The 13,946-nt window shown below is 73.2% G+C and carries 11 protein-coding genes; 8 read left to right on the top strand and 3 right to left on the bottom strand.

The genetic code is table 11. The features are described 5' to 3' along the window. The first annotated feature begins 108 nt into the window (after positions 1-108). On the top strand, positions 109-642 hold the full coding sequence (locus AVW11_RS01795; RefSeq protein WP_076043002.1) for a flavoprotein: 534 nt from the start codon (positions 109-111) through the stop codon (positions 640-642). Between the two features lie 166 nt (positions 643-808). Here the strand turns inward: AVW11_RS01795 and sph are convergent, their stop codons facing one another. Continuing rightward, positions 809-1,798: a sphingomyelin phosphodiesterase gene (sph, locus tag AVW11_RS01790; RefSeq protein WP_076043001.1), complete on the bottom strand. Its 990-nt coding sequence runs from the start codon at positions 1,796-1,798 to the stop codon at positions 809-811. A 298-nt stretch (positions 1,799-2,096) separates the two neighbouring features. Between sph and AVW11_RS01785 the strand changes: the two genes are divergently transcribed. After that, positions 2,097-2,999, top strand: a complete 903-nt coding sequence (locus tag AVW11_RS01785; RefSeq protein ID WP_076043000.1) for an oxygenase MpaB family protein — start codon at positions 2,097-2,099, stop codon at positions 2,997-2,999. 66 nt (positions 3,000-3,065) lie between these two features. On the opposite strand, the gene AVW11_RS01780 is transcribed toward AVW11_RS01785, so the two are convergent. Beyond that, entirely contained in the window at positions 3,066-4,637 is a 1,572-nt protein-coding gene (locus AVW11_RS01780) for a M1 family metallopeptidase (RefSeq protein ID WP_076042999.1), read from the bottom strand. A gap of 551 nt (positions 4,638-5,188) precedes the next feature. On the opposite strand from AVW11_RS01780, the gene AVW11_RS01775 reads away from it, so the two are divergent. The 4 genes from AVW11_RS01775 (at position 5,189) to AVW11_RS01760 (ending at position 10,376) form a co-directional block, all read left to right on the top strand. Beyond that, positions 5,189-7,618 (top strand): Tex family protein, encoded by a 2,430-nt coding sequence (locus AVW11_RS01775; protein WP_076042998.1) that lies wholly within the window; start codon positions 5,189-5,191, stop codon positions 7,616-7,618. Positions 7,619-7,922: 304 nt separating this feature from the next. Beyond that, positions 7,923-8,423: an ImmA/IrrE family metallo-endopeptidase gene (locus AVW11_RS01770; protein ID WP_076042997.1), complete on the top strand. Its 501-nt coding sequence runs from the start codon at positions 7,923-7,925 to the stop codon at positions 8,421-8,423. Further along, entirely contained in the window at positions 8,413-9,600 is a 1,188-nt protein-coding gene (locus tag AVW11_RS01765) for an MAB_1171c family putative transporter (protein WP_076042996.1), read from the top strand. The genes AVW11_RS01770 and AVW11_RS01765 overlap by 11 nt, the downstream gene beginning before the upstream one ends. After that, positions 9,597-10,376 (top strand): SDR family NAD(P)-dependent oxidoreductase, encoded by a 780-nt coding sequence (locus tag AVW11_RS01760; protein WP_076042995.1) that lies wholly within the window; start codon positions 9,597-9,599, stop codon positions 10,374-10,376. Before AVW11_RS01765 ends, AVW11_RS01760 begins: the two co-directional genes overlap by 4 nt. 141 nt (positions 10,377-10,517) lie before the next feature. On the opposite strand, the gene AVW11_RS01755 is transcribed toward AVW11_RS01760, so the two are convergent. Continuing rightward, the gene (locus AVW11_RS01755; protein ID WP_076042994.1) at positions 10,518-12,155 is read right to left on the bottom strand and encodes an ABC-F family ATP-binding cassette domain-containing protein; all 1,638 of its coding nucleotides are present in this window, start codon (positions 12,153-12,155) and stop codon (positions 10,518-10,520) included. A 101-nt stretch (positions 12,156-12,256) separates the two neighbouring features. Between AVW11_RS01755 and AVW11_RS01750 the strand changes: the two genes are divergently transcribed. Continuing rightward, entirely contained in the window at positions 12,257-13,228 is a 972-nt protein-coding gene (locus AVW11_RS01750) for a GlxA family transcriptional regulator (protein ID WP_030847291.1), read from the top strand. A gap of 85 nt (positions 13,229-13,313) precedes the next feature. Next, positions 13,314-13,943, top strand: a complete 630-nt coding sequence (locus tag AVW11_RS01745; RefSeq protein WP_060179166.1) for a DJ-1/PfpI family protein — start codon at positions 13,314-13,316, stop codon at positions 13,941-13,943. Positions 13,944-13,946: the final 3 nt, after the last annotated feature.

Here is a 13,946-nt window from a genome sequence, read left to right as displayed (position 1 = left end):
TCTCCGTCCACGACTCGTGAGCATGGACGGTACCGGTGCTCCGTCTCCCGAGTACGCCCTCTCCCCGACTCCTGCCGGATCGAGGGTGATTGCATAGGCTCAGGCGCCATGACGACGAGGACTCTCTACCTGCTCTGCTCGGCCGCGCCGCCCGTGTTCGACATCGCCAGCGTGGTTGAGGATGCGCAAGGCCGTGGCTGGGATGTATGCCTCGGCCTGACGCCAACCGCCGCCGACTGGTTGGAGGACAGCCTGCCCGGCCTCGCCGCGCTCACGGGGCACCCGGTCCGCAGCCGATACAAGAGGCCCGGAGACCCAGACGTTTGGCCGAAGGCGGACGCGATCCTCGTTGCGCCGGCGACCTTCAACACCGTGAACGCGTGGGCGCTCGGGCTCACGGACCGGTTCGTCGTCGGGGTGGTTGCCGAGGCCATCGGCAAGGGGATTCCGATGGCGGTCATGCCGTGCGTGAACGCAGCCTACGCTCAGCATCGGGCGCTTGACCGGTCGTTGGGGGAGCTGAGGGAGATGGGCGTGGTGGTGCTGTACGGCGAGGGTGGGTTCGTGCCCAACCAGCCCGGCGAGAAGGTTCCCTATCCGTGGGGGATCGCCCTGGACGCCGTAGACGGCCTCGGCCGGTAGGTCCGGGCGCGTACGCACGCGAGCCCCCTCCGGTCTGAGGGTGAGATGCGGGGCCGTGGTGTCCAGGCGGAGAGCTCCCGGACTGCGGAGACCGCCCGGGACGCCGGGCGGGCGTGAGCCCCGGCCGGTGCGGCGCGCATGCCGCGCACCGGCCGGGGCGGGGGCGTCAGCGGCCGATCACCGGGTAGTGGTCGGAGAGGTTGGTGTAGGTGTAGGAGGTGCCCCAGCTGGAGACCGTCCAGGGCGCCGACTCCTCCTTGACCACGTTGTTCTCCCAGCCCGCCGGGCGGGCGTTGCCCTTGCGGTAGAGCACGTAGTCCAGGTCCTCGCGCGGGTCGGTCGGGTAGCGGTACTTCGCTATCGAGTTCAGCGCGGTGTCGAAGGAGTACAGGTGGCCCGTGCGCGAGTCGGAGTCGGCCAGGTCGGCGTTGGCGAGCATGCTCGCGTACTCCGGGGTGCGCGAGTCGACGTTGAAGTCGCCCGCCAGGATGACCTGCTCGCCCGCCGGGATGTTCTTGCCGTCGAGGAACGTGTCGAGCGCCCGGAACTGGCGGGCGCGCATCTGCGCGGCCTCGCCGGCGCCGCAGCCCGGGTCGGTGGACTGCGCGTGCGTGCCGACCACGTGCACTTTCGTGCCGTTCACGTTCAGCACGACGTAGGCGAAGCCCTTGTTGGACCACCAGTCCGCGCCGCAGGCGTCCTTGTAGACGAACTGCTCCTTGCGGACGATCGGCCACTTGCTGAGGATCGTGACGCCGCCGTCCTCGGGGGTGGTGGAGGAGTAGGCGCCGCCCGTGGCGTCCCAGCCGGTCCTGCTGCGGCCGACGACCGGGGTCTGGTACGGGTACTGCGCGGCGGAGTTCGCCTTCAGCGCGTCGGAGGAGCTGTTGTCGAAGGCTTCCTGGAGCACGACCACGTCGTGGCCCTGGTAGAAGGAGGCCCTGGGGATCTCCGCGGCCCGGTGGTCCTGGCCCCAGTTCGGATAGAGGTTCTTGCTCATCAGGAACACGTTGTACGACAGGACGCTGAGCCGCGGCGCGGCGGCGTTCTCCGCGGCCGTGGCGGCGGGCGCGGTGGTGGCTGCCATGGCGCCGGCGGCGATCGCCGCGACGGCCGCGGCTGCGGCCCGGTTGCGGCGGTGGGAGGTGTGCGGCATGAGGTCTCCATCATTCCTGCGGGGGAAGATCGGCCCCGTCATCCAAGCAGCCGCGGTTACCTCTGGGTAACACCCATGCAGCCACTTTCTGTCCGGGCCGCGACGATCACGCGGCGGGCCCGCCGTCAGTCCTGCGACGCGCTCCGGCCGAACCCGGAGCAGGGAGGGCAGGAGCGCTTCCAGCCCTGCGGAAGGAGACAGGCCCATCGCCGCAGGGTGACGTGCGCACCGCCCCGCCGGAAGGGCGTCGGCCCAGGCCATACTGGAAACCGGAAGAGATCGACGGCTGGGGGCGCGCATGACCGGGACCGACCGTACGGCCGCGCGGGCGGCACGGCAGCCGGCCACCGCCCGCACCGACCCCGAGCCGCCCCCGCCCGGCGGGGTGCTGTGGACCATCGCCGGCGACGTCCGCGCGCTGCTGATGCTGCCCGCAGCCTTCACGATGCAGGTCGCGCACCCCGCCATCGCGGCCGGCGTCGACGAGTACTCCGTCTTCCGCTCCGACCCCTGGGGCCGCGGCGAACGCTCCCTGCGCTCGGTCCAGCTGTGGGTGTACGGCGGGAAGGACGCCGCGGAGGAGGGCCGCCGGGTCCGCCGCCTGCACAAGGACATCCAGGGCACCGACACCCGCGGCCGGCGCTACCACTCCCTCGACCCCGCCTGCTACGCGTGGGTCCACGCCACCGGCTTCCCGGTCTACCTCTACGCCGGGCGCTACCTGCTGCGCCGCTTCACCCCCGCCCAGGAGCAGCAGCTCTACCGCGAATGGCTGCAGGTCGGCAGGATCCTCGGCCTGCGCGACCGGGACATGCCGCAGACCATCGAGGAGTACTGGACGTACTGGGCCCGGATGCTGGCCGAGGAGGTCGAGCCGACCGCGGTCGCCCGCGAGCTGGTCGCCACCAACGTGCCGCTGCCCCGGCCCGAGGGCGGCCCGCTCCCCGTACGGCTGCTGCTGCGTCTGACCTGGCCCGCGCTGCGGGCGGCCTTCCTGCGCCTGCGGGCCTTCGTCACCGCCGGGTACATGCCGCCCGAGGCGCGCGCCGCGATCGGGCTGGAGTGGAGCCCGGCCCAGGAGCGCAGGCTCCGCCGGTTCAGCACCGCCGTCCGGCTCCTCGTACCGCTGCTGCCCGAACGGCTGCGCTACCTGCCCATCGCCTACCGGGCGCGCGCCGCCTGGCACGCGGGCCGCCGCTGACCGACCCGGGACGCGCGGCCCCCGCGGGGAGCGGGAGCCGCTTACGGGGCGCCGGCCGGCGCGGGCTCAGTGCCGGTGGCCGGGCTCGGAGCCGTGCCCGGTGTCGTGGCCGGTGTCGTGGATCGTGTTCGTCTCCGCGATCTTCTTCCAGGACTTCGGCTCCGCGGCGGGCTTCGCCGGGGCCGACCGGGCCGGGGCCGACTGGGCCGAGCGGGCCGCCGGCTGCGCGGCCGCCGGGTTCAGCGCCGAGGCGTCGGGCTTGCCCGGGGTGTAGAGCCAGGTCTCGAACAGCTGGGCCAGGGGCTTGCCGGAGACCTTCTCGGCGTACCGGACGAAGTCCCCGACGTTGGCGTTGCCGTAGGCCCGCTCGGTCGGCCAGCCCTTGAGGATCCGGAAGAACTTCTCGTCGCCGATCTCGTTGCGCAGCGCCTGGAGGGCGATCGCGCCGCGGTCGTAGACGGCACCGTGGAACTGGTTCTCCGGACCGGGGTCGCCCGGCTTGACCTGCCAGAAGGCGTCCTCCGCCGGGCGCAGGGAGTAGGCCCAGTCGGCGAGCTCCTGCGCGGTGCCCTCGCCCTGCTTCTCCGACCACAGCCACTGGCTGTAGCGGGCGAAGCCCTCGTTGATCCAGATGTCCTTCCAGCCCTCCACGGACACGCTGTCGCCGTACCACTGGTGCGCCAGCTCGTGCACGACCACCGAGACGTTCGCGCCGTTCTGGAACTGGCGCGGACCGTAGAACGGCCGCGTCTGGGTCTCCAGGGCGAAGCCGGCGTTCACGTTCGGCACATAGCCGCCCAGCGCGTTGAAGGGGTACGGACCGAAGACCTCCTCCAGCCACTCGGTGACCTCACCGGTCCGCTCCACGCTCGCGCGCGCCGCCCCCGCGTTGTCGCCGAGGTCCTTGCTGTACGCGTTGACGATCGGCAGCCCGCTCGCCGTCCGGTCGGTGGTGATGTCGAACCTGCCGACGGCGAGGGTGGCCAGATAGGTGGCCTGCGGCTTGTTGGAGCGCCAGTTGTACCGGGTCCAGCCGAGCCGCGAACTCTGTGACTGGAGCACGCCGTTGCTGATGGCCTGGGTGCCGTCGGGGACGTTGACGGAGACGTCGAAGGTGGCCTTGTCCAGCGGGTGGTCGTTGCTGGGGAACCACCAGACCGCCGAGTCGGGCTCCTGCGCCGCCACGCCGCCGTCCGGGGTGCGGTGCCAGGCCGTCCAGCCGTCGACCTTCAGCTCGGACGGCTTGCCGGCGTAACGGACGACGACGGTCAGCGGGGTGTTGCGCGCCAGCGGCTTCGCCGGGGTCACCTCCACCTCGTGGGCGCCGGACGTGGCGAACTTCGCCTTGGCGCCGTTGACCCGGATCTCGCTGACCTGCAGGCCGAAGTCCAGGTTGAAACGGGACAGGTCCTGCTTGGCGGTGGCGATCAGCGTCGCGGTGCCCTCCAGCAGGTCCGTCGTCGGCTGGTACTTCAGGCGCAGGTCGTAGTGCGACACGTCGTATCCGCCGTTGCCGCTGGCCGGGTAGTAGGGATCGCCGATACCCGGGGCGCCCGGACCGGAACTCGCCGCCGACGCCGGGATCACCAGCAGGAGGGAAGCGGCGAGCACGCTCGGGACGATGACTTTGCGGTGCACGAATGACTCCAAGTGGGTAGGGGAGACAGCTCGGTTCAAGGTCGTCGCTCGACCGTATTCACCCCTGGCCGCTCAGGTCATGTCCATGGCCCCTGCTGTCACACGATCGCCATTCGGCCGTCACGTGTCCGCACGTGGAACGGTCCTGACCCGCCCGCGCGGGCCCGTCCGCCCCGGCCGTACCCGCCCCGGCCTGCGGCCCGACCGCCCACCGCCCCGCCCCGAACCCCCGCCGTACTCCCCGGCCCCGCCCGCGGGAACGTCCGGATCGACGCCGGTCCACACCCGCCGCGCCGCCCGGCGCCCTGCGCGAGCGGCTGGAGAGCTACGCCGACCGCCTCGACGCCGCACCCTGCGAGCACCTCGGCGCGGACGGCCCGGCCCGCCTCACCGGGCTCGGCGGCGCCCTCGCCGCCAAGGCCGTGACCGCCGGGGCCTTCCCAGGGGACCTCATGCGCAGGGCCTGACGGGCAGGGCTCCCGCGGTCCGCCGCCACCACCTGCCACAATTGGCAGCCTTCCAGTGCAAACGAAGGCAGGCGGGACCCGATCGTGACGATGTCCATCGAAGGCAGGATCGCCGAAGAGCTCGGCGTACGGGAGCGGCAGGTCAAGGCCGCCGTCGAGCTGCTCGACGGCGGCTCCACCGTGCCGTTCATCGCGCGCTACCGCAAGGAAGCGACCGAGATGCTCGACGACGCCCAGCTGCGCACCCTCGAGGAGCGGCTGAGGTATCTGCGCGAGCTGGAGGACCGGCGCGCGGCGATCCTGGACTCCGTGCGGGAGCAGGGCAAGCTCGACGCGGAGCTGGAGGCCCGGATCAACGCGGCCGACACCAAGGCGCGCCTGGAGGACATCTACCTGCCCTTCAAGCCCAAGCGCCGCACCAAGGCGCAGATCGCCCGCGAGGCCGGTCTGGAACCGCTCGCGGACGGCCTGCTGGCCGATCCGTCGGTGGACCCGGCCGCCGCGGCGGCCGCGTTCGTCGACGCCGACCGGGGCGTCGCCGACCCGGCGGCCGCCCTGGAGGGCGCCCGCGCCATCCTCACCGAGCGGTTCGCCGAGGACGCCGACCTGATCGGCGAGCTCCGCGAGCGCATGTGGGGCCGCGGCCGGCTCGCCGCGAAGGTCCGCGAGGGCAAGGAGGAGGCCGGCGCCAAGTTCGCCGACTATTTCGACTTCGCCGAGCCGTTCACGGCGCTGCCCTCGCACCGCGTCCTCGCCATGCTCCGCGGCGAGAAGGAGGACGTCCTCGACCTCAACCTGGAACCCGAGGCCCCCGAGGACGCCGACACCCCCGGCCCCTCCACCTACGAGGGCATGATCGCGCGCCGCTTCGGCGTCGCGGATCGCGGCCGCCCCGGGGACAAGTGGCTCGCGGACACCGTCCGCTGGTGCTGGCGCACCAAGATCCAGGTGCACCTCGGCATCGACCTGCGGACGCGGCTGCGCCAGGCCGCCGAGGACGAGGCCGTACGGGTCTTCGCGTCGAACCTGCGCGACCTGCTGCTCGCGGCGCCCGCCGGCACCCGCGCCACCCTCGGCCTCGACCCGGGCTTCCGCACCGGCGTGAAGGTCGCCGTCGTGGACGCCACCGGCAAGGTCGTGGCCACCGACGTCATCCACCCGCACGTGCCCGCCAACAAGTGGGACGAGTCCCTCGCGAAGCTGGCCCGCCTCGCCAAGGAGCACGCGGTCGAGCTGGTCGCCATCGGCAACGGCACCGCCTCCCGCGAGACCGACAAGCTGGCCGGGGACCTCATCTCCCGCCATCCGGAGCTGGGGCTCACCAAGGTGATGGTCTCGGAGGCGGGCGCCTCCGTGTACTCGGCCTCCGCCTTCGCCTCGCAGGAACTGCCCGGCATGGACGTGTCGCTGCGCGGCGCGGTCTCCATCGCCCGCCGCCTGCAGGACCCCCTCGCCGAGCTGGTCAAGATCGACCCGAAGTCGATCGGCGTCGGCCAGTACCAGCACGACCTGTCCGAGGTGAAGCTGTCCCGCTCCCTCGACGCGGTGGTCGAGGACTGCGTGAACGGCGTCGGCGTGGACGTCAACACCGCCTCCGCGCCACTGCTCTCGCGGGTCTCCGGCATCAGCGGGACCCTCGCCGAGAACATCGTCGCCCACCGCGATGCCAACGGCCCCTTCCGCAGCCGCAAGGGCCTCAAGGACGTGGCCCGGCTCGGCCCCAAGGCGTACGAGCAGTGCGCGGGCTTCCTGCGGATCCGCGGCGGGGACGACCCGCTGGACGCCTCGGCCGTGCACCCCGAGGCCTACCCGGTGGTCCGGGCGATGGGCAAGACGGCGGGCGGCGAGGTGGCCGCGCTGATCGGCAACACCGGGGTCCTGCGCTCCCTGCGCCCCGAGCAGTTCGTCACCGAGGCCTTCGGCCTGCCCACCGTCACCGACATCCTGCGCGAGCTGGAGAAGCCCGGCCGCGACCCGCGTCCGGCCTTCAAGACGGCGACCTTCAAGGAGGGCGTCGAGAAGATCGGCGACCTGGCCCCCGGGATGATCCTGGAGGGCGTGGTCACCAACGTGGCCGCCTTCGGCGCCTTCATCGACATCGGCGTCCACCAGGACGGCCTGGCGCACGTCTCGGCGCTGTCGAAGAACTTCGTCAAGGACCCCCGGGACGTCGTCAAGCCGGGCGACATCGTCCGCGTCAAGGTCATGGACGTGGACATCCCGCGCAAGCGGATCTCGCTGACCCTGCGCCTGGAGGACGAGCCCGGCGCGGAGCGCGGCGCCGGCGCCCCGCGCCAGCGCGAGGAGCGGCGCGGCGGCGGCCGTCCCCCGCAGCAGCGCGGCGGAGCGGCCGGCCAGGGCGGCGGCAGGAACCAGGGCGAGCGCGGCCAGGGCCAGAGCGGCGGCCGGGGCGGGCGGCAGGGCGGCGCGGCACCCGCGCCCGCGAACAGCGCGATGGCCGACGCGCTGCGCCGAGCCGGCCTCACCGGAGGCGAGGAGCGCCGCAACCGCTGACACCCGGCGTCGGGCCGTGCGGAAGGGATTGCGCACGGCCAGGGGCGGCCCCAGGCCACCCGGCGCGTGAAGGACCTCGTACGCGATGGCCGAATAGGTTCCCCACCTGGGGACTTTCCTTGCCAACTCCCGTACAAGATCTGTAGGCATGGTGGAACGCCCGTTCGTCACCCGGCGAACGGGCTTCCGTGTTTCCCCCCTCAGGACTGCATTGCCCGAGGCCGCCTTGAAGGCACAGGACGTCATGCCCATGCCCACACACGCCTACCGACGCTGCCCCGGAAAGGGTCCGAAGAGGGATCACATGTCCCACCGGCAACTCAGCATTCGCAAAAGGTGCGAGAACATTCTCGGCCATCTGGATCTGACCCACCCGTTCTCCCTGGACGTCCTGTGCCGGCGGATTGCGGAGCAGCGCGGCCGCCCCATCCGGCTCCACCCCCTGCCCAAGGAGGCGGCGGAATCCGGGGTCTGCGGCCTGTGGGTGGGCACCGCCAGCATCGACTACGTCTTCTACGAGGCGCAGACCACCCCGCTGCACCGGGAGCACATCGTCCTCCACGAGCTCGGCCACATCCTCTTCGGGCACCACTCGCTGGAGGGCGAGGAGAGCGACGGCCACGCCCCCGTCGTGCTCGGCCGCACCAACTACACCACCCGCCAGGAGCAGGAGGCCGAGATGCTCGCGAGCATGATCCGCATCCGCACCGCGAACGCCGGCCCGCGCACCCCCGCGCAAGGCCGCGGCACCCTGGCCCGGCTGGAGTCCGCCATGGGGTACGCGCGGGGCACCGATGGCGGCTGACCTCACCGACTTCGGCAACTGGCTCGCCGTCCCGAGCATGGTCTGCCTGTGGCTCGCCGTCCTTCTGCGCGCCCCGGGCGCCCTGCGCTCGCCCCAGCAGCGCGGCCTGTGGCTGGCCGTCGCGACCGCCGCCGCGGCGATGACCCTGAACCTTCCGGACGTCGTCTCCTACGCGATGACCCGCGGCGCCGGCTACGCCCACACCATCGGCCTCGTCCGCAACCTCATCGGGGTGCTGTCCGCGGGCGCGGTCCTCTACTTCGTCGCCGCCGCCACCCGCGGCCGCCGCCTGCGACTCGCCTCCTGCGCCGCCACCGCGGCCTGGCTGACCGCGCTCGTCGCCCTGGACGCCGCCGCGCCCGGCCACGGCACCCACGCCATGCCCCCGGTCGGCGACCCCGTGCCGTCCCTCGCGTACTGGCTCGTGCTGATCTCCGCCCACGTGATCGCCAACGCCGTGTGCGTGGCCCTGTGCTGGCGCTACAGCCGGCGCACCGAGAGCCGGGGACTGGCCGCGGGCCTGCGCCTCTTCGGCCTCGGCACCGCGCTCGCCGGACTGTTCTGGCTGGCCTACCTGGCCAAGGCGCTGTTCGCCAACACCTGGGCGATGCCCGCCCTTCCGCTGCTGATGAACCTGCACGGCCTGCTGCGCGCCGCCGCGATCCTCGTGCCCACCCTGTTCACCCTCCGCAGCACCTTCGCCGACACCGCCACCGCGTGGCGGCTGTGGCCGCTGTGGCGCGACCTGGTCGAGGCGGTCCCGCACGTGGCCCTCAACAAGCCGCGCTCGGGCCGGGTGGTGGAGCTGCTGTGGCCGCCGGTCCCGCGCAACCTGCTGGTCTACCGCAAGGTCATCGAGACGCGCGACGCCATCTTGATCCTGGGGGAATACGTCCGGCCGGGCGCCCTGGAGCAGGCCCGCGGCCGGGCCGCCGACCGCGGGATCCCCGAGCAGCGGCGCACCGCGGCCGCGCTGGCCCGCGTACTGAAGGACGCACGGCGGGCCAAACTCGCCGGACTGCCCGGGCGGCCGGGCGAGGCGGCCGGGCTGGAACTGCCCGCGGCCATCCAGAGTTCGAACGAAGGCGGGGACCTGGCCGACGAGGCGCGGTTCCTCGTCGACGTCGCCGAGGCCTACGCCTCGCCGGCCACCACCGAGGAAGTGAAAGCGCCGTGACCACCGTACTGATCACCGGAGCCAGCGGCGGACTGGGCGCCGCCTTCGCCCGGGGATTCGCCGCCAAGGGCTGCGACCTGGTCCTCGTCGCCCGCGACAAGGACCGGCTGGGCGCCGTCGCCGGCGCCCTGGCCCACGAGTACGGCACCGCCTGCGAGGTGCTGCCCGCCGACCTGCTGGACCCGGCGGGCCTCGCGGCCGTCGCCGAGCGGCTCGCCGACCGGGCCCGGCCCGTGGACATCCTGGTCAACAACGCGGGCTTCGGGCTCCCCGCGCCCTTCCCGTACAACCCCGTCGAGGACGAGGAGCGGATGCTCGACCTCCTCGTCAAGGTCCCGCTGCGGCTCACCCACGCCGCGCTGCCCGGGCTGCGCGAGCGCCGCCGCGGAGCCGTCGTCAACGTCTCCTCGGTGGCCGGACTGCTGCCCACGGGCACCTACGGGGCCGCCAAGGCCTGGGTCACCGCGTTCAGCGAGTCCCTCCGGGTGGACATGGAGCCCTACAACGTCCGGGTGCTGGCCGTCGTCCCCGGCTTCACCCGCACCGAGTTCCAGGAACGCGCCGGGATGGACGTCAGCGCGCTGCGCGACGAGGTCTGGCTGGAACCGCAGGCCGTCGTCGAGCAGGCGCTGAGGGACCTCGCCCTGCGCCGCCCGGTCAGCATCACCGGCCGCCGCTACCAGGCCTACGCCTTCGCCGCCCGCCACCTCCCGCGCACGTTCGTCGCCCGGAAGATGGCCCGCAAGCGCCGGGCCCCCGCAGGGCCGCCCGCCTGAACCGGCCCGTGGAGCGGTCCCGCCGGGCCCCGGCGTCCGGACTGCCGCCCGCCGAGGCGTACGCCGTCCCCGTCGGCCTGCCGGTGCCCGAGGCGCGTGAACGCCGTGCCCGGCGGGACCCCTCGGCAGCCGCCCGGCTCCCTAGACCTCGGTGACCTTGCCGCCGGAGACTTCCAGGCGGCGGGTCACCTGGACCGCGTCGAGCATCCGGCGGTCGTGCGTGACCAGCAGGAGGGTTCCCTCGTAGGACTCCAGCGCGGACTCCAGCTGCTCGATCGCCGACAGGTCGAGGTGGTTGGTCGGCTCGTCCAGGACCAGCAGGTTCACCCCGCGGCCCTGGAGCAGCGCGAGAGCGGCACGGGTGCGCTCACCGGGGGAGAGGGTCGCCGCCGGACGCAGGACGTGCGCCGCCTTGAGGCCGAACTTCGCCAGCAGGGTGCGTACTTCGGCGGGCTCGGTGTCGGGGACGGCCGCGCAGAACGCCTCCAGCAGCGGTTCGCCCCCGAGGAACAGGCCGCGGGCCTGGTCGACCTCGCCGACCAGGACGCCGGAGCCGAGGGTGGCCGAGCCGGAGTCCGGGGCCAGCCGGCCCAGGAGCATCGCGAGGAGGGTGGACTTGCCGGCGCCGTTGGCCCCGGTGATCGCCACCCGGTCCGCCCAGTCGATCTGCAGGCTGGCCGGGCCGAAGGAGAAGTCCCCGCGCTTGACGGCCGCCTCGCGCAGGGTCGCCACCACGGAGCCCGAGCGCGGGGCCGCCGCGATCTCCATGCGCAGCTCCCACTCCTTGCGCGGCTCCTCGACGACCTCCAGCCGCTCGATCGCCCGCTGCGTCTGGCGGGCCTTGGCGGCCTGCTTCTCGCTGGACTCGCCCCGCAGCGCCTTGCCGATCTTGTCGTTGTCGGTGGACTTGCGGCGGGCGTTGCGCACGCCCTTGTCCATCCAGTTGCGCTGCATCTGGGCCCGGCCCTCGAGGGCGGCCTTCTTGTCCGCGTACTCGTCGAACTCCTCGCGCGCGTGGCTGCGGGCCCGTGCGCGCTCCTCCAGGTAGGAGTCGTAGCCGCCGCCGTAGAGGTTGATCTGCTGCTGCGCCAGATCGAGTTCGAGCACCTTGGTCACGGTCCGCGTCAGGAACTCACGGTCGTGGCTGATCACGACGGTCCCGGCGCGCAGCCCCGTGACGAACCGCTCCAGCCGCTCCAGACCGTCCAGGTCCAGGTCGTTGGTGGGCTCGTCGAGCAGGAAGACGTCGTAGCGGGAGAGGAGGAGCGAGGCCAGGCCCGCACGGGCCGCCTGTCCGCCGGACAGCGCCGTCATCGGCAGATCGAGGCCGACCGCCAGGCCGAGGTCGTCCGCGACCTCCTCGGCGCGCTCGTCGAGGTCGGCGCCGCCGAGGTCCAGCCACCGGTCGAGCGCGCTCGCGTAGGCGTCGTCCGCGCCCGGCGTCCCGTCCACCAGGCCCTGCGTCGCCGCGTCGAGCTCCGCCTGGGCGGCGGCCACGCCCGTACGCCGGGCCAGGAAGTCCCGGACCGACTCCTCGGGCCGGCGCTCCGGCTCCTGCGGGAGGTGGCCCACGGCGGCGGTGGGCGGCGAGAGCCGCAGCTCCCCGGTCTCGGGGGTGTCCAGTCCGGCGAGCAGGCGCAGCAGGGTCGACTTGCCGGCGCCGTTCACGCCGACGAGGCCGATGACGTCGCCGGGCGCGACGACGAGGTCGAGATCGGCGAAGAGCGTGCGCTCACCGTGCGCGGCGGTGAGCTTCTTGGCGACGAGGGTTGCAGTCATGATGTGCCGATCCTATCGGCGCGCGGAGCGGGCCCCGGCGTGGCCGGATAGGTGGGAGGCACGTCATTGCGGCCATCTCGGCGGCGGCACACCATGAAGCCATGGGGTCATCGCCGCGCACCGTCCTCGTCCTCCTCTACGACGGGGTCCAGAGCCTGGACGTGACCGGCCCGGTGGAGGTGTTCGCCGCGCTCGCCCACTTCCCCGGGCGGGCCGGCTACGTGATCCGGACCGTGTCTCCGGGCGGGGAGCACGTCCGCACCGGGAGCGGGCTGACCCTCGTGCCGGACGGGGAGCTGGAGGGCGCCCGGCCGGGCCCCGACACCACGGTGCTCGTGCCCGGGGGACGCCTCACGGCGGACTTCGAGCCCAGGCTCACCGACTGGCTCCGCACGTACGGGGGCGGAGCGCAGCGGCTGGTCTCCGTGTGCACGGGAGGACTGCTGCTGGCCGAGGCGGGGCTGCTGGACGGGCGGCGCGCCACGACGCACTGGAACGCCTGCGAGCGGATGGCGCGGGACTACCCGGCGGTCGCCGTCGAGCCGGACCCGATCTACGTACGGGACGGGCCGGTGGCCACCTCGGCCGGGGTGACGGCCGGCATCGACCTCGCGCTGGCGCTGGTGGAGGAGGACCACGGGCAGGACGTCGCCCTGACGATCGCCCGCCACCTGGTGGTCTTCCTGCGCAGGCCCGGCAACCAGGCGCAGTTCAGCGCCCAGCTCGCGGCCCAGACGGCCCGGCGGGACCCGCTGCGGGACGTGCAGCAGTGGATCACCGAGCATCCGGGGGAGGACCTGGGCGTCGAGCACCTCGCCGCCCGTGCCCGGCTGTCGCCGCGGCACTTCGCCCGCTCCTTCCGGGCGGAGACCGGCGTCACGCCCGGCCGGTACGTCGAACGGGTGCGGGTGGAACACGCCCGGCGGCTGCTGGAGGAGAGCGGGGAAGGGATCGCACAGATCGCCCGGGCCTGCGGGTACGGGAACCCGGAGGCACTGCGCCGGGCCTTCGTGCGCACCCTGGGCCAGCCGCCCGCCGAGTACCGGCGCCGTTTCGGCACGTCCCGCTCCTGAGGGCAGGACCTGGCGCACCCGACCCGGAAGAAGGAGCCGCCCCGCCGGGGCGGACTCGTGTCGCGACCACCGCTCCGGAGGAGCCATGCAGATCGCCGTACTGCTCTACGACCACTTCACCGCCCTCGACGCCGTCGGCCCCTTCGACACCCTCGGACGGCTGACGGGTGCCGAGGTGGTCTTCGTCTCCGAGCGGCCCGGGCCCGTGCGCACCGACAACGGGAGCCTCGCGCTCGTCGCCGACAAGGGGCTCGACGAGGTCACCCGGCCCGACATCGTCATCGTGCCGGGCGGGCCGCATCCCGAGCGGGAGATGGCCAACCCCGTGGTCATGGACTGGCTGCGCTCGGTCGACGCGGCCACCACCTGGACCACCTCCGTGTGCACCGGATCCCTGCTGCTGGCCGCCGCCGGGCTGCTCGACGGCCGGCGGGCCACCAGCCACTGGCTGTACCTGGACCAGCTGCGGGGGCACGGCGTGGAGCCGACCGGCGAGCGCGTGGTCTTCGACGGCAAGTACGTCACCGCCGCGGGGGTGTCCTCCGGGATCGACATGGGGCTCACCCTGCTCGGCCGGATCGCCGGCGACGACTTCGCCAGGGCGGTGCAGCTGATGACCGAGTACGACCCCCAGCCGCCCTACGACGCCGGCTCGCCCGAGAAGGCGCCGGCCGCCCTCGTCGAGATGCTGCGGGGCAACACCCCGCCCGCCTGACCG

Origin of the sequence: Streptomyces amritsarensis, from assembly GCF_001953875.1 — a bacterium.
Lineage (GTDB): Bacteria > Actinomycetota > Actinomycetes > Streptomycetales > Streptomycetaceae > Streptomyces > Streptomyces amritsarensis.
Note: the sequence above shows the minus strand (reverse complement) of the source record. Positions and strands in the feature narration are given on the sequence as shown.